A 15,922-nucleotide genomic window follows, 5' to 3' on the forward strand; every position below is an offset into this window, starting at 1 on the left:
GCGATTTCAGTAGCAGTTTTAGAGCTTTTCTCGTGACCCAGTTTAGCAGCAGTTTGTTCACCCAATTTTACTTTGGATACTTCAACGCCAGCTTTAATTTGACCGTACAGAGTTACGTCAGCCATAGCTGCAACAGGCAGAGCCGCCAGAGTCAGGGCAATCAGAGATTTTTTCATTGCTGTTTTCCTTTTTTAAGTGTGAAGAAGCGAGTATTCGTTCTTCTTATTACGATATCGTTCTATTTCAACGATTCCATGACCATAATATAAAGGTTATGGCCTAGGAAAACAAATTTTCCTCTTGTTTTGAGTGATTTTTGCAGGGAAACGTTGTTTTTTACAGACAGGGTGGAAGCATAAGGCGGTCTTTTATTTTGTAATGTGTTTTTCTAAAAGGTAATTTTGGGATGGCTATAAAATATGGGGTATATAAAATTGGGTTGTGAATATTGTTTATCGTGTTTTCGGACGGCCTTGGTAATTAAAATTTATAGTGTATTGGGTTTGCAAATATATAAAAAACCTGCCTGATTGCTCGGGCAGGTTTTATTTGATTGGAAGATAGATTAGTTTTTGTCTTGGTCAACCAGTTTGTTTTTGGCAATCCAAGGCATCATAGAACGCAGTTGAGCGCCGACTTTTTCAATTTGGTGATCAGCGGTCAGACGGCGACGGGCTGTCATGCTGGCATAGTTGACGGCACCTTCTTGGATGAACATTTTAGCGTATTCGCCGGTTTGGATGCGTTTGAGGGCATTGCGCATGGCTTCGCGGGATTTGTCGTTGATGACTTCGACGCCGGTTACGTATTCGCCGTACTCTGCATTGTTGGAAATAGAGTAGTTCATGTTGGCGATGCCGCCTTCGTAAATCAGGTCAACAATGAGCTTCATTTCGTGCAGGCATTCGAAGTAGGCCATTTCTGGGGCGTAGCCTGCTTCAGTCAGGGTTTCGAAGCCGGTTTTGATCAATTCAACCACGCCGCCGCACAATACGGCTTGTTCGCCAAAGAGGTCGGTTTCGGTTTCTTCGCGGAAGTTGGTTTCAATCACGCCGCCTTTGGTACCGCCGTTGGCTGCGGCGTAAGACAGGGCGATGTCTTTAGCTTTGCCGCTTTTATCTTGGTAAACGGCGATCAGGGAAGGTACGCCGCCGCCTTTCAGGAATTCGCTGCGTACGGTGTGGCCTGGGCCTTTAGGGGCAACCATGATAACGTCGAGGTCGGCGCGAGGGACGATTTGGTTGTAGTGTACGTTGAAGCCGTGAGCGAATGCCAATACTGCGCCTTCTTTCAAGTTTGGCTCGATTTCGTTTTTGTATACGATAGGTTGGTTTTCGTCAGGCAACAGAATCATCACAACGTCGGCTGCTTTGGTTGCTTCGGCAACGGTGCGCACGTCGTGGCCGGCTGCTTCGGCTTTTTTCCAAGAGCCGCCTTGGCGCAGACCGATGACGACATTTACGCCGGAATCTTTCAGGTTTGCTGCGTGTGCGTGACCTTGTGAACCGTAACCGATGATGGCAACGGTTTTGCCTTTGATCAGAGAAAGGTCAGCGTCTTTATCGTAATAAACTTGCATTTTATTTCCTTAGTGTAAGAGGGTTCCGGATAATCCGGGTTGAGTTAAAAGTAATAAGGGCTTAAGCGGGGACTTGGTTCATCAAGACGATTTCCAGTGTTTCGGTTTTTCCTTCGATGGATTTGACGAAGTTTTGGAAATGTTCGCTGGCATTGTGTTCGTCAATAGCTGCTTGGGATTTCCAGCTTTCTACGAATACGAAACGGTTGGGTTTGCCGATTTCTTGGTGCAGGTCGTAGCTGATGTTGCCTTCTTCTGCACGGCTGACTTTGACCAATTCTTTAAACTGGGCAGCCAGAGCCTCGGTGTATTCGGGTTTGACGGTAACTAATGCAATGATTTGGATGCGTGACACGTTTGTCTCCTACTGTTTTTCAGACGGCCTTTGTTGAAAGTAAAAGGCCGTCTGAGCGATACAGCGTTAAATTTTCAAAATACGCTCACCGCGGCCGATGCCGGCTGCGCCTGTGCGGACGGTTTCCAAAATTTGAGCACGACCGACTGTCTCGAGGAAAGAGTCGAGTTTTTCGGTAGAGCCTGTGATTTCGATGGTGTAGCTGCGGTCTGTTACATCAATGACGCTGCCGCGGTAGATTTCGGTCAATCGCAGGAATTCGTCGCGGTCTTTGCCGACGGCGCGGACTTTTACCAACATCAGCTCGCGTTCGACAAAACGGCTTTCGTTCAAATCGACCACTTTGATAACTTCAATCAGTTTGTTGAGTTGTTTGGTGATTTGCTCGATAACGTGTTCGTCGCCATGGGTAACGATGGTCATGCGAGACAAGGTTTTGTCTTCGGTTGGTGCAACAGCCAAGGAGTCGATGTTGTAATCGCGTGCGGAGAACAAACCTACCACACGGCTCATCGCACCTGATTCGTTTTCCATCAGAATAGATAAGATATGTCGCATTTTTCTCTCCTTACGCTGACAATGTTTCGCGCATATGCGGCGGCAGAACCATCTCGTCCAAGCCTTTGCCGTTGCCGACCATAGGCAGTACGTTTTGTTTCTTGTCGGTCAAGAAATCGAGGAATACCAGGCGGTCTTTTTGGTTTAATGCTTCCAGCAACGCGCCTTCGACATCGGATTTCTTGTCCACACGGATGCCGATATGGCCGTAGGCTTCGGCCAGTTTGACAAAATCAGGCAATGAGTCGAAATAGGTTTCTGATTCACGGTTGCCGTAATAAAGTTCTTGCCATTGGCGGACCATGCCGAGGTAGCCGTTGTTCAGGGTAACGACGTTAACAGGAACGCGGTATTGGAAGCAGGTCGACAGCTCTTGGATGTTCATCTGGATCGAGCCTTCACCGGTGATGCAGAATACATCTTGATCAGGAGCGGCCAGTTTTGCACCGATGGCATATGGCAGGCCGACGCCCATTGTGCCTAAACCGCCGGAATTGAGCCATTGGCGTGGACGCTCAAATGGGTAATATTGGGCGGTAAACATTTGGTGTTGACCGACGTCGGAAGTAATGATGGCAGAATTATTGGTGATTTCGGCCAGTTTTTGAATGACGTATTGCGGTTTGATGATTTCGCTTTCATTATCAAACCACAGGCAGTTGCGTGAACGCCATTCTTCAATGCTTTTCCACCATTTATCCAATGAGTCGGCAGCAGGTGCAGATTCTTGCTTGCCCCACAATTGAATCATTTCAGACAATACGTTTTTCACGTCACCGACAATCGGGATATCCACTTTGACGCGTTTGGCAATGCTGGACGGGTCAACGTCGATATGAATAATTTTTTTGGCTTTTTCAAAGAATTTGGACGGCACGGAAATCACGCGGTCATCGAAGCGCGCACCGATTGCCAGTACAACGTCTGCATTCTGCATGGCGAGGTTGGCTTCGTAAGTACCGTGCATACCCAGCATACCCAAGAATTGGCGGTCGCTGGAAGGGTATGCACCCAAGCCCATCAATGTACCGGTACAAGGAGCGCCGATCATGCGGACGAATTTGGTCATTTCCTCAGAGGCATTGCCTAAAACCACACCGCCGCCAAAGTAAACAATAGGGCGTTTGGCGGAAGCCAGCATTTGTACGGCTTTTTTGATTTGACCGATGTGGCCTTGTACAACCGGTTGGTAAGAGCGGATGAAGATGTCTTCTTGCGGATAGCTGAATTTAGCCATTGCTTGGGTGACATCTTTAGGAACATCGACAACAACGGGACCCGGACGGCCGCTGGCGGCGATTTGGAAAGCTTTTTTGATGGTATCTGCCAACTCAGCAATATTGGTCACCAAGAAATTGTGTTTGACACAAGGGCGGGTAATGCCGACTGTATCCACTTCTTGGAATGCGTCTGTCCCGATAAGGGAGTTGCCCACCTGGCCACTGATGACTACCAACGGAATGGAGTCACTGTAAGCAGTGGCGATACCGGTCAGGGCATTGGTCACGCCCGGGCCGGAAGTCACCAAGGCAACGCCGACTTTGCCGCTGACACGGGCATAGGCATCTGCCGCATGTACGGCGGCCTGCTCGTGGCGAACCAGGATGTGCTTGAATTTATTGAGTTGGAAAAGGGCATCGTAGATTTCGATAACCGCGCCGCCCGGATAGCCGAATACATACTCGACACCTTCGGCTTTGAGACTTTGCACGATGATTTGTGCGCCTGATAATTGCATATTGACCTCTTTTATATGGTCTCAAACCAATAGGAACAATCCGCCTCACCACAGCACCTGTAATGCAATTCCACCAAGCAGCGATTTAGGGTACGCGCACTGAGGGAATACGATGACAGTCAGACTATCCAAGCAATTGGAAAGAAACACAGAGTTTGTGAAAAAGAGTAGAAACGATAACGCAATCCGACTGTACAAGCAAGACAAAATCTTTCATCTTTTAACGTTTAAGGAGTGAAAATAGATTATCGTTTGATTTTAAAGAAATAAAAAAATAGTTTTATTGAGCTTGATGTGGGTGGATTGTTGACAGTTTGAGTAAGGAGAAGGTTTTGCAAATGATGAATAGCAAAAAACCTCTTGACTGAATCAAGAGGTTTTTTTAATTTGGTGCCCAGGGTCGGACTCGAACCGACACACCTTGCGGCGGGGGATTTTGAGTCCCCTGCGTCTACCAATTTCGCCACCTGGGCTAGCGAAGAAGTCGTCATTATAGCGAGTTCTCGAATCTTGTAAAGCAGTAATTGAAAAAAAATTGGATTATTTTTATATTTATTTGATTTTTAATGAATTAAACTTTTTACATTTGATGGCTATCTAAATGGAAGGCAGATTTTTAAAACAAAAAAAGCAGTATTTATCTGCAAAAAGGGCTACATTTAATGTGTCAAACGCGTTAATATGAAGATGTTTTGTTTTTATATCGGCCGGGCAGTTATTTGGCCGCACTTATTTGAAACGGTTTTGGAGAAAATTTATGCTTTCCGTTACACGAACTTTCCTACTCAGTGCTTTTGCGTTGGCTGCTCTGGCTGCTTGTCAGCCTAAAGAAGAGGCCAAAGAGGCTTCTTCGACACCTGCCGCTTCTGCTGCGCCTGCTGCTTCCGGTGAATCTACTGCCAAAGCGCAAGCGCGTGGTACCGATATGCGCAAAGAAGATATTGGCGGTGACTTTACATTGACCGATGGCGACGGCAAACCTTTCAGCCTGAGCGATTTGAAAGGCAAAGTGGTTATCCTGTCTTTCGGTTATACCCACTGTCCTGACGTATGCCCAACCGAGTTGCTGACTTACAGCGACACTTTAAAACAATTGGGCGATCAGGCTAAAGACGTGAAAGTGGTATTCGTCAGCATTGACCCTGAGCGCGATACGCCTGAAGTAATCGGCAAATACGCCAAACAGTTCAACCCTGATTTTATCGGCCTGACGGCAACCGGCGATCAAAGCCTGCCTGTCATCAAACAGCAATACCGTGTGGTATCGGCTAAAGTAAACCAAAAAGAAGACAGCGAAAACTATTTGGTTGACCACTCTTCAGGTGCATATTTGATTGATAAAAACGGCGAAGTGGCGATTTTCTCGCCTTATGGCAGCGAGCCGGAAACGATTGCGGCTGATGTGAAAACTTTATTGTAAAACCGTAGTTGGGGCCGTCTGAAATGGGTTGTGGATTTCAGACGGCCTTCTTGCTTTATGATACGGCAAAGGAGAATAAAAAAATGACCGACACACTTTTAACGATTGCTTTATCCAAGGGGCGAATTTTTGAGGAAACCCTGCCGCTGTTGGCCGTCGCCGGTATTGTGCCTGCAGAAGAGCCCGAAAAATCACGCAAGCTGATTATTGGTACCAATCATGACAATATCCGTTTGGTGATTGTGCGCGCGACCGATGTGCCGACTTATGTGCAATATGGTGCGGCGGATTTTGGTATTGCCGGTAAGGACGTGCTGATCGAGCATGGCGGAGATGGCCTGTATCAACCTTTGGATTTGCACATCGCCTCATGCCGCATGATGGTTGCGGTTAAAAAAGGTTTTGATTACGCCGCTGCGTCCAAACCCGGCAGCCGCTTGCGGATTGCTACTAAATATCCCGATATCGCCGCCGAACACTTTGCCGACAAGGGTGTGCATGTGGACATCATCAAACTGTACGGCTCGATGGAGCTTGCGCCTTTGGTCGGCCTGAGCGATGCGATTGTCGATTTGGTTTCCAGCGGCAATACATTGAAGGCCAATGGTTTGGAAGCTGTGGAACATGTGGCTGATATTTCCAGCCGCTTGGTGGTCAACAAGGCGGCGTTGAAAACCAAATATGCGCTGTTGAATCCGATTATTCAGGCATTTGAAAATGCCGCTAAGGCCGTCTGAAAAGTTTTTGGCAAAACCTGTCTGCCAACCCAGTTTGAAAGCCCCATCATGATGCAAAGCAAACCGACACTCGATACGATTCTTTCCCATCGTTCCATCCGCAGGTTTACTTCCGAACTGATTGCCGATGAAATCCTCGATACGCTGGTTCGCGCCGGACAACAGGCTTCGACTTCCAACAATCTGCAATGCGTTTCCATCATCCGCGTATCCGACCTTGCGCTGAGGCAGGGGATACATGAAGCGGCAGGAAGCGCACTTTATATTGTCCATTGTGCGGAATTTTTATTGTTTTGCATCGATTTTTCCAAACACAAGGCAATGTTTCCCGATGCGCAAATTGATTGGGCGGAGGTAACCCTGATTGGCGCGGTCGATGCAGGCATTATGGCGCAAAACGTATTGCTTGCCGCCGAATCGCTTGGGCTGGGCGGCGTGTATATTGGCGCGTTGCGCAATAATGCGCAAAAAGTGTCGGATGTGTTGAACCTGCCGGATTATTGCGTGCCTTTGGTGGGGCTGTGCCTCGGTTATCCTGATCAAGACCCGCCACTCAAGCCGCGCCTGCCTAAGGAAATGGTCTATGCCGAAAACGCCTGTCCGAGCCTGAATGCCGATGCGGTTGAAGCCTATAATCAGGCAGTAGCGGATTATTATGAGTTGCGCAAGGGCAGTCCGATACCTTGGAAGGAATCGCTGGCCAAAACCTTGGGTAATCCTGTGCGGCCGCATATGTTGGCGTTTTTGCAGAAAAAAGGTTTTTTGAAAAAATAATGTTCAGACGGCCTTTGAGTGATTGAGGCCGTCTGAAAATAATAGGAATGAAACAAGGAAGAGAGCAAACCATGAAGAAACTCGACACCCAATCCCCTGATTTTCAAGCTGAACTCAAAGCGTTACTTGCTTTTGAAACCGCGCAAAACCCTGAAATTGACCGTATTGTTGCCGACATCTGCGCCGATGTTCAAAAACGCGGCGATGCGGCGCTGATTGAATACACCAACCGCTTTGACGGCACATCCGCTCAAACCATCGACGATTTAATCCTGACGCAAGACGATTTGCAGTCTGCGTTTGAGCGTTTGCCCGAAAACATTCAGACGGCCTTGAAAACGGCCGCGAGACGGGTGGAAAGCTACCATAAACACCAAAAAATGGAGTCGTGGACTTACGAAGACGAAGACGGCACGCTTTTGGGCCAACAGATTACGCCGCTTGACCGTGTCGGTATTTATGTTCCGGGCGGTAAAGCCGCTTATCCGAGTTCCGTCATCATGAATGCCATGCCTGCCCACGTTGCCGGCGTGAAAGAAATCATCATGGTCGTTCCTACTCCGAAAGGCGAGCGCAACGATATTGTGTTGGCGGCTGCTTTTGTGGCCGGTGTAACTAAAGTGTTTACGGTCGGCGGCGCGCAGGCGGTTGCGGCTTTGGCCTATGGTACGGAATCGGTGCCTCAAGTCGATAAGATTACCGGCCCGGGCAATGCTTTTGTCGCTGCGGCCAAACGTCGCGTGTTCGGCGTGGTCGGCATCGACATGGTGGCAGGGCCGTCTGAAATTTTGGTGATTGCCGATGGCACGACGCCTGCCGATTGGGTGGCCATGGATTTGTTCAGCCAGGCGGAACACGATGAAATTGCACAAGCGATTTTGATCGGTACTTCTCCAGCGTATTTGGACGAAGTTCAGACGGCCATGAACCGCTTGATTGAAACCATGCCGCGCCGTGCGATTATTGAAGCTTCATTGGGTAACCGCGGCGCAATGATTTTGGCTAAAGATTTGGACGAAGCCTGCGAAATCGCCAACTATATTTCTCCAGAGCACTTGGAACTGTCGGTTGAAAATCCGCAAAAGTGGGCGAAAAAAATCCGCCACGCCGGTGCGATTTTCATGGGACGCTATACCAGTGAAAGCCTGGGCGACTATTGTGCAGGCCCTAACCACGTTTTGCCGACCAGCCGCACGGCGCGTTTCTCTTCTCCTTTGGGAACATATGATTTCCAAAAACGCTCCAGTCTGATTCAGGTTTCAGAACAAGGCGCACAGAAGTTGGGTAAAACCGCCAGCGTGTTGGCGCATGGCGAAAGCTTGACCGCGCACGCCAGAGCGGCTGAGTTTCGTTTGAAAGACTGAGTGAAACGTTGGTTAAAGTCGTAAGAAATCAAAAAAAGGGCATCTAAACAGATGCCCTTTTTATTGTGATGAAGATTTTAGCTGAGAAGGTATCAGGCCGTCTGAAAACAGATTTAACGGTTTTTCAGCCAGTCATTACGCATTTGTGCGGCTTCTTCAAAATAGCGGTAAAGCTCGGTTTTGTTGCCTTCTGAAAGGAGCTGTTCCAATTTGGATAATTGTTCTTTCAAGTCGCCGGTCAGCTTGAGCAGGGCAGGGCTGTTGGCCATGCAGATGTCTGTCCAAACGGCAGGATGGCTGGAAGCAATGCGGGTAAAGTCGCGAAAGCCGGTGGCGGCATAGGGGAGATAGTCTTTGCCGTGCGGATGGTCAACCAAAGCATGAACATAGGCAAAGGCGGCCAAGTGCGGCAGGTGGGAAACGGCGGCAAAAATATTGTCGTGTTCTTCGGCGCTCATGGTGGAAATTTGTGAACCAACCGCCTGCCACAGGCTTTTCAGCCGTCTTAGGCCGTCTGAAGCTTCTTGGCCGTGTAGCGTAATGATAAGGCGGCTGTTTTGAAACAAACCGCAACGCGCGGATTTTGCCCCGCTTTGATCCGAGCCGGCAATCGGGTGGGAGGCAAAACATTGCGGCAGGCGGTCGGATAAGTGGGTGCGGAAGGCATTGAGTGCCGATTGTTTGGTGCTGCCGACATCGGAAACGCAGGCTGTATCTTTTAAGAAGGGCTTGATGTCGCGGCATACGTCAGGCAGGACGGAGACAGGCGTGGCAATCAAAACCAAATCGGCATTGCCGATACTTTCGGCGCAAATATTCGGATAGGCATGGTCGATGATACCGCATTCGAGTGCGTAATTGAGGTTGTCGGCATTGGTGTCGATGCCGGTAACGGTTTGCACCAGTCCCAAGCGTTTGAGGTCGAGCATGAACGAGCCGCCGATTAAACCGACGCCGATAAGGGTAATGTGGGGGAAAAAGGCGGAAGTGTTCATGGTTTGAATCCGGTACAAGTGGAAAAGCTTATTTTAATCCGTTATGGAGGTCGTCTGAAAGTTGTCATCAAGGTTTCAGACGGCCTTTTTTATGGTCGAATTTTCATGATTTAGGCATAGAAAACTCCGTTTAGTAGGAGCATGTAACCGATTATCAGATTTTCATACACTAAAATAATCATCTGAATTAGTATAACGTCTTAAAGTAAGTAATTGGTATCTTAAAGTAAATTATTACATCATATTTTATTTTGATTGATATCGAATAAAATAATTCACTCAGAAAGAAGGAATTTATGAGTTTTTCACAAACCGAATTAGTCAACGCAATGCGTTTGCTTTCTACCCGTCTGCCGCAGTTTCCGGAGCAGCAAAACCAAGTATCCCGCATGTTGCGCATCGTAACCGAACGTTTGAGCAGCCATTTGAACGAAAACCTGAAAGCGTTCGGCATCAATGAAAACCTGTGGTTTTCCCTGATGGCGGTTTACGTCAGCCCAAACAGCGAAATCCTGCCTTCGCGCTTGAGCGACTTGATGGACTTGACGCGCACCAGTGCCACACGCCTGTCGGACGACATGGTTGAGCGCGGCTGGGTAGAGCGTTATATCAATCAAAAAGACCGCCGTCAGATTGTGCTAAAATTGACCCCTTCGGGTGAGACCTTCATCCACGAAGTATGGCCGCAAATTGCCCGTCAGAGCGGCCAGGCGTGGGAAGATTTCACGAAAGAGGATTATGATACGCTGCAACACCTGTTGGGTAAACTGTTGAACCGTTTGGGCAATTGACAACAGACGGCCTGATGGTCTGCGGCAGGCACACATAAACGGAGTCTGTATGAAATTAGGTTTGGTCAAATCAAGCGTATGCGTTGCCGCTGTTTCGCTGTTGGCGGCATGTGCGCCGTTCGGCAAACAGTCGCCTTTGGATGAGACAACAGCCTATCCGCTGCCGCAAGGCCAATCTGCCGCTACTGCCCAAGACGGCTGGTGGATGAAGCTGAAAGATAAAAAATTAAACAATTTGATTGCTTCCGCCATTCAGACGTCTACCAATCTGCGTGTCGTCAAGGCAAGGTTTGAGCAGGCTCAGGCGCAGCTGGGCGTTGTAGGAGCCGCAAACAAACCGCAAGTCGGTTTGGGCGTTACAGGTCTGGGTGCTTATGTTTCACCCAAACCTCAAGCCGGTATGGTTGATACCGACCATACATTGGTTTTGGCGCACGCAGCCTTACAAGGCAGTTTGGTTTTCGACTTTTGGGGTAAAAACCGAGAGCAGATTCAAGCTGTTTTAGGAAAAAGCCGGGCAGCAGTATATGAAGCGCAGCACATCCGCACCGAGTTGGCTCATGCCGTTGCTGCCCAATATTTTGCGTGGCAGATGGCGACAGAACAACTGGCGCTGCTAGATACGCGCATAGAGTTAGCGGATAAGGCATTGAAACTGATGCAACAACGCGTTAAAGCGCAGCTGGCTCCTGCCGATGCCTTGCACGCTCTGGAAATGGCGCAACAGCAATTACAGCTTGAAAAATCGGCATGGACTCAGAAAAATGAGAAAATCCGCAACAGTCTGGCTGTATTGACCGGCCGAGTGCCGGGTGCATTGAATGGACAGGTTCCGGAAAAAATGGCGGCTGTGCCGTCATTGCCGGTTAACCGAATTGAAGCGGATTTGCTGGCAGCCCGACCCGATATCGCGGCGCAAAAAGCCTTGCTTGAAGAGAAATGGCATATCGTCAAATCGACTGAAGCAGAGTTTTACCCGAATATCGAATTAAAAGTTTTGGCAGGTATGACGCACATTGATGCGTTCAATCTGATTCGCGGACGAACCTCCGGTATGTTGGGCATCGTTCCGGCTTTGAATCTGCCATTGTTTACTTCCGGTGCGCTGCAGTCTAAATTGGCGGGCAAACGTGCCCAATATAACGAGCAGGTTGCCGTGTATGACCAAACTGTTTTGAATGCCATGCGTTCGGCGGCAGATGCCGTAGTCGACTATCAAAGCCTGAAGAGCCGACAAGATACTTGGAATAAGATGGTCAATATCGCGGATAAATCTGTACAAAATGCGAAAGGACGTGTTCGTGCAGGTTTGGATAACGGCTTGACCGCTTTGCAAAAACAAGACGAAGCTGCGCGTACAAAAATGTCTGCGGTTCAATACCATGCAGAATATCTGACAGCTTGGAGTAACCTCAATGCCCAGTTGGGCGGAGGCTTTAAATTAAATAAGAAATAAACGTTTGATTAAAACGTAGGCCGTCTGAAAGTAATTTCAGACGGCCTTTTGCTTACCTTATTTACATTTGCTACCGGAAGAAATTATTGTAATGAATAGAGTGTAACTATAAAATATGACCCTTTAGCGTGTTAAACGCGCGTATTTTGGGGACTGATGGTATAAGTCAGCGCCCAGTAAGACAATAATATCGTTATCACATGTGCAAAATTAAAGTTGGGACTTATGGATACTCAATCAGAAAAAAATAATGTCCAAAATGAAACGGAAGTAGCCGCTTCCGGCGCTAAAACGCATCGCAAACGCAATTTAGTTATCGTTACACTCCTATTCCTTATTGCGGCAGCCGTAGTTGCTTTGGCGTATTTTCTGTTTTGGCAGCATGAAGAAGAAACAGAAGATGCTTATGTGGCCGGTCATTTGGTGATGATTACGCCGCAGGTGAACGGCACGGTTCGCAAAGTCATGTATGACGATACGGATGTCGTGAAAAAAGGCGATGTGTTGGTGGCTTTGGATGACAGCGATTTTCAGCTGGCATACGATCGCGCGCAAAATGAATTGATTCAGGCCATCCGTCAAAACAAACAGCAAACTGCGGTCAATTCAAAAGCCAAAGCGCAAGTGTTGTTACGCAAAGCCGATTTGGCCCGTGCGCAAGCCGATTTGCGCCGCCGTGAATCCTTGGCGGGTACGGAAGCGGTTTCCGGAGAAGAACTCAGCCATGCCCGCGCCGCTGTGGTTCAGGCTCAGGCTGCATTGAAAGCGGTTGAGGCGGAAGAAGTTTCTGCTCAGGCAGCGTTGGGCAGCAATATTCCTCTGCGCCAACAACCGGCAGTTCAGACGGCCATCAGCCACATCAAAGACGCTTGGTTGAATTTGCAACGTACGCAAATCCGTTCGCCGATCGGCGGCCAAATTGCCAAACGAAATGTCCAAGTCGGCCAACGTATCGTGCAAGGTACGCCGATGATGGCCGTTGTGCCTCTGTCTGAACTGTGGGTGGATGCCAACTTTAAAGAGTCGCAACTGCGCAAAATGAAAATCGGCCAGCCTGTTGAAATGACAGCCGATTTGTACGGCAGTAAAGTGGTTTACCATGGCAAGGTAATGGGCTTGTCGGCCGGTACGGGCAGTGCGTTTTCATTATTGCCGGCGCAAAACGCAACGGGCAACTGGATTAAAGTTGTGCAACGTGTGCCGGTGCGTATCAGTTTGGATGCTAAAGAATTGCAACAAAATCCGCTCCGTGTCGGTTTGTCGATGACTGTTAAAGTCGATATTGCCGAGAAGGGCAGCGGTAAAGCCATGACTGCCGAAGCGGAACAAAATACTGCCTTGCCGGAAACGGAAAGTGTGGATTGGAAAGCCGCCGATGCTTTAGTCGATAAAATCTTCGAGCAATACGCAAAATAATCTTTTCAGACGGCCTGAGTCTTTTATTGAAGGCTCAGGCCGTCTGAAATATTGATTCTCTTCAATCGACCGCGTTGGCGGTTGTCTTATAGTTTAAAAATATGAATTATCCGCCGTTACAAGGGTTTAAGCTGGTGTTGGCAACTTTGGCGCTCAGCTTGGCCGTATTTATGGAAGTCTTGGACAGCACCATCGCCAACGTCGCCGTGCCTGTTATCGCAGGGGATTTAGGCGCGGCTACCACGCAGGGAACTTGGGTGATTACCTCATTTGCCGTAGCCAATGCCATTTCCGTTCCCTTGACAGGTTTTTTGGCCAAGCGGTTTGGTGAGGTTAAAATCTTTATCGCCGCCGTGATCGGGTTTGTCGTAACGTCATGGCTGTGCGGTATGGCACATAATCTTCAAGCTTTGGTTTTTTTCCGTGTATTGCAAGGTTTCATTGCCGGACCATTGATTCCCTTGTCCCAAAGCCTGTTGATGGCTTCCTATCCGCCTGAAAAACGAACATTGGCACTGGCATTATGGGCAATGACCGTCGTTGTTGCTCCTGTATTGGGACCGATTCTAGGCGGTTGGATTTCGGACAACTGGCATTGGGGATGGATTTTCTTTATCAATATCCCGATTGGGATTTTATCCGCCTCCATTGCTTGGAAACAGCTTAGACACAGGGAAACCGAAATTATTAGGGCGCCAATCGATTATGTCGGGCTGGTGTTGATGATTGTCGGTGTCGGTGCATTGCAAATGATGCTTGATAGGGGCAAGGAATTGGACTGGTTTGCCTCAGGAGAGATTATCGTTTTGGGCGTTACCGCTTTGGTGTTCCTGACATATTTTATTGTTTGGGAGCTGGGAGAGAAATACCCGATTGTCGATTTGTCATTGTTTAAAAATAGAAACTTCACAATAGGCGTTGTTGCCACATCGTTGGGCTTCATGGTTTATATGGGTACATTGACCCTGCTGCCTTTAGTGTTGCAATCAAATCTCGGCTATACCGCTACTTGGGCCGGTTTGGCTGCTGCGCCGGTGGGTTTTTTACCGATTATTCTGTCGCCGATTATCGGTAAGTTTGGTAATCGCGTCGATATGCGCCTGTTTGTCAGTGCCAGCTTCTTGGTATTTGCCTATACATTCCATTGGCGAACCGATTTCTATGCCGGTATGGATATGAGCAACGTCGTTTGGCCGCAGTTTTGGCAGGGTTTAGGCGTAGCCATGTTCTTCCTGCCTTTGACCAGTATCACCTTATCACATATGAAAGGCAATCAAATTGCCTCGGCCAGTAGCCTGTCTAACTTCTTGCGAGTCTTTATGGGCGGTGTCGGAGTGTCCGTTGTCAGCACTATGTGGGAACGGCGCGAAGCTCTGCACCATACTCAGCTGACCGAACATATTAGTTCATTGTCCTCAATCAGCAACCAATCTATTCAAGGCATGATGGCCAATGGCCTGAGCAAAGAGCAAGCCCTGGCTGCGATAAATAGTACCATTTCCCAACAAGGCTTTATTATTGGTTCAAATGAAATCTTCTTGGCAGGCAGCATCATATTCATCAGCATGATCCCCATTATTTGGCTGGCAAGACCACCATTTAACGGCTCCAGTGGGGGAGGGCATTAAATAAAAGGCCGTTTTAGATTCAGACGGCCTTTTATCTATATATTATTTAAGACTCAATAGTAGATCTCTAAATGCATTCGGATCTTTAATAAATGTCATCTCACCTGATTGAGGAAAATGGAAATCCAGTAGGCGGGACACCCAGAAACGGATACATCCGGCTCTTTGTGCAGTAGGGAAATATGCGCGTTCTTCATCAGATAAAGGACGCACGCTTTCATAGCCATGGATAAAAGCATCATAAAGAGCAGAGTCTAATTTATTATCGGCTGTCCGCGCCCAGTCGTTAACTGCAATGGCCAAGTCGTACATGAAATTACCGTTACACGCATAATAGAAATCGATAAAGCCGGAAACTTCATCTCCATTAAGCAAGACGTTGTCCTTAAATAAATCGGCATGGATAATACCGGAAGGTAAATGCTCTCCTAGATTTTCATCTAAAGCTGCAATTTCAGATTGAAGCAGTGCAGCATCCTCAGAATCTAAAACAGGCAGCAACTGAGTGCAGGCATCGCGCCACCAGTCATCATAACGAGGATTTTTCATTTTTAAAGGAAAGTTTTGACCGACTAAATGCATTTTGGCCAGCATAGCACCGGTATGGAAGCATTGAGCTTCAGTTGGCCAGCCAGTATCAGAACCATTCAAACAAGTAACCAAACAAGCCGGTTTTTCGGCCAAAATAGAATGCAGTCTGCCATCTTTGCGAGCAATCGGAGCAGCACAGGCAACGCCATTTTGGCTCAAGTGTTGGTTTAGCTCTAAAAAGAAAGGTAGTTCCTCTGATTTTAAAACCTCAAAAACAGTCAACACATAACGACCGGTTGAGGTAGTCAGAAAATAATTACTGTTAGTAATCCCTTGGGCAATCCCCTGCAAAGAGACGAAATCTCCCAAATCATATTGCAGCAAGAAATCGCGCATTTGAGCGTCGGAAACACTGGTATAGACAGACATAGCAAACTCGAAGCTGAAATAAACTCAAGGAAACATCATACCAAAAAACAAGCGTCAACAATATAAATTAAAGTATAGGTCAAATTCAAAAGGCCGTCTGAAAGAGCATTTCAGACGGCCTTTGTTTTGTATTTTTTTGTATGTATGGGGA

The 15,922-nt window shown here is 47.9% G+C and carries 14 protein-coding genes, 1 tRNA gene and 1 pseudogene; 8 read left to right on the forward strand and 8 right to left on the reverse strand.

Going from position 1 to position 15,922, the window contains the following annotated elements; all coding sequences use genetic code 11:
* The 6 genes and pseudogenes from Q1M25_RS03615 to Q1M25_RS03640 form a co-directional block, all read right to left on the reverse strand.
* A pseudogene (locus Q1M25_RS03615) lies at positions 1-176 on the reverse strand (porin); the annotation flags it as partial.
* A 389-nt stretch (positions 177-565) separates the two neighbouring features.
* Positions 566-1,579 (reverse strand): ketol-acid reductoisomerase, encoded by a 1,014-nt coding sequence (gene ilvC, locus Q1M25_RS03620; RefSeq protein WP_070825916.1) that lies wholly within the window; start codon positions 1,577-1,579, stop codon positions 566-568.
* Between the two features lie 61 nt (positions 1,580-1,640).
* The gene (locus tag Q1M25_RS03625; RefSeq protein ID WP_300481867.1) at positions 1,641-1,934 is read right to left on the reverse strand and encodes a putative quinol monooxygenase; all 294 of its coding nucleotides are present in this window, start codon (positions 1,932-1,934) and stop codon (positions 1,641-1,643) included.
* Positions 1,935-2,000: 66 nt separating this feature from the next.
* Positions 2,001-2,492, reverse strand: coding sequence for an acetolactate synthase small subunit (gene ilvN, locus Q1M25_RS03630; protein ID WP_003685820.1), 492 nt, complete (start codon positions 2,490-2,492; stop codon positions 2,001-2,003).
* Positions 2,493-2,502: 10 nt separating this feature from the next.
* On the reverse strand, positions 2,503-4,230 hold the full coding sequence (gene ilvB / locus Q1M25_RS03635; protein WP_003680037.1) for a biosynthetic-type acetolactate synthase large subunit: 1,728 nt from the start codon (positions 4,228-4,230) through the stop codon (positions 2,503-2,505).
* 388 nt (positions 4,231-4,618) lie between these two features.
* Positions 4,619-4,703 (reverse strand) — tRNA-Leu (locus Q1M25_RS03640).
* A 284-nt stretch (positions 4,704-4,987) separates the two neighbouring features.
* On the opposite strand from Q1M25_RS03640, the gene Q1M25_RS03645 reads away from it, so the two are divergent.
* The 4 genes from Q1M25_RS03645 (at position 4,988) to hisD (ending at position 8,525) form a co-directional block, all read left to right on the forward strand.
* The gene (locus Q1M25_RS03645; RefSeq protein ID WP_300481872.1) at positions 4,988-5,650 is read left to right on the forward strand and encodes an SCO family protein; all 663 of its coding nucleotides are present in this window, start codon (positions 4,988-4,990) and stop codon (positions 5,648-5,650) included.
* A gap of 83 nt (positions 5,651-5,733) precedes the next feature.
* Positions 5,734-6,387 carry an ATP phosphoribosyltransferase gene (hisG, locus tag Q1M25_RS03650; protein ID WP_300481875.1) on the forward strand — a complete coding sequence of 218 codons (654 nt, stop codon included), beginning with the start codon at positions 5,734-5,736 and terminating at the stop codon, positions 6,385-6,387.
* 48 nt (positions 6,388-6,435) lie between these two features.
* Positions 6,436-7,161 (forward strand): oxygen-insensitive NADPH nitroreductase, encoded by a 726-nt coding sequence (nfsA, locus tag Q1M25_RS03655; RefSeq protein ID WP_300481878.1) that lies wholly within the window; start codon positions 6,436-6,438, stop codon positions 7,159-7,161.
* A gap of 71 nt (positions 7,162-7,232) precedes the next feature.
* Positions 7,233-8,525, forward strand: a complete 1,293-nt coding sequence (gene hisD, locus Q1M25_RS03660) for a histidinol dehydrogenase (RefSeq protein WP_300481894.1) — start codon at positions 7,233-7,235, stop codon at positions 8,523-8,525.
* Positions 8,526-8,638: 113 nt separating this feature from the next.
* On the opposite strand, the gene Q1M25_RS03665 is transcribed toward hisD, so the two are convergent.
* Entirely contained in the window at positions 8,639-9,520 is an 882-nt protein-coding gene (locus Q1M25_RS03665; protein ID WP_300481881.1) for a prephenate dehydrogenase, read from the reverse strand.
* Positions 9,521-9,816: 296 nt separating this feature from the next.
* Here Q1M25_RS03665 and Q1M25_RS03670 point away from each other — a divergent pair, with 296 nt between their 5' ends.
* The 4 genes from Q1M25_RS03670 (at position 9,817) to Q1M25_RS03685 (ending at position 14,811) form a co-directional block, all read left to right on the forward strand.
* Positions 9,817-10,311 carry a MarR family transcriptional regulator gene (locus Q1M25_RS03670; RefSeq protein ID WP_004521040.1) on the forward strand — a complete coding sequence of 165 codons (495 nt, stop codon included), beginning with the start codon at positions 9,817-9,819 and terminating at the stop codon, positions 10,309-10,311.
* Between the two features lie 49 nt (positions 10,312-10,360).
* Complete coding sequence (locus Q1M25_RS03675; RefSeq protein WP_300481885.1) at positions 10,361-11,767, forward strand: efflux transporter outer membrane subunit; 1,407 nt, start codon at positions 10,361-10,363, stop codon at positions 11,765-11,767.
* A 225-nt stretch (positions 11,768-11,992) separates the two neighbouring features.
* Entirely contained in the window at positions 11,993-13,183 is a 1,191-nt protein-coding gene (locus Q1M25_RS03680; protein WP_300481887.1) for an efflux RND transporter periplasmic adaptor subunit, read from the forward strand.
* A gap of 101 nt (positions 13,184-13,284) precedes the next feature.
* Entirely contained in the window at positions 13,285-14,811 is a 1,527-nt protein-coding gene (locus Q1M25_RS03685; RefSeq protein ID WP_300481889.1) for a DHA2 family efflux MFS transporter permease subunit, read from the forward strand.
* Positions 14,812-14,853: 42 nt separating this feature from the next.
* Here the strand turns inward: Q1M25_RS03685 and thrB are convergent, their stop codons facing one another.
* A complete protein-coding gene (gene thrB / locus Q1M25_RS03690) occupies positions 14,854-15,771 on the reverse strand; it encodes a homoserine kinase (protein WP_300481892.1) in 918 nt (305 codons plus the stop codon).
* Positions 15,772-15,922 lie beyond the last annotated feature (151 nt).

It is taken from the genome of uncultured Neisseria sp. (assembly GCF_951230505.1).
Classification (GTDB): domain Bacteria; phylum Pseudomonadota; class Gammaproteobacteria; order Burkholderiales; family Neisseriaceae; genus Neisseria.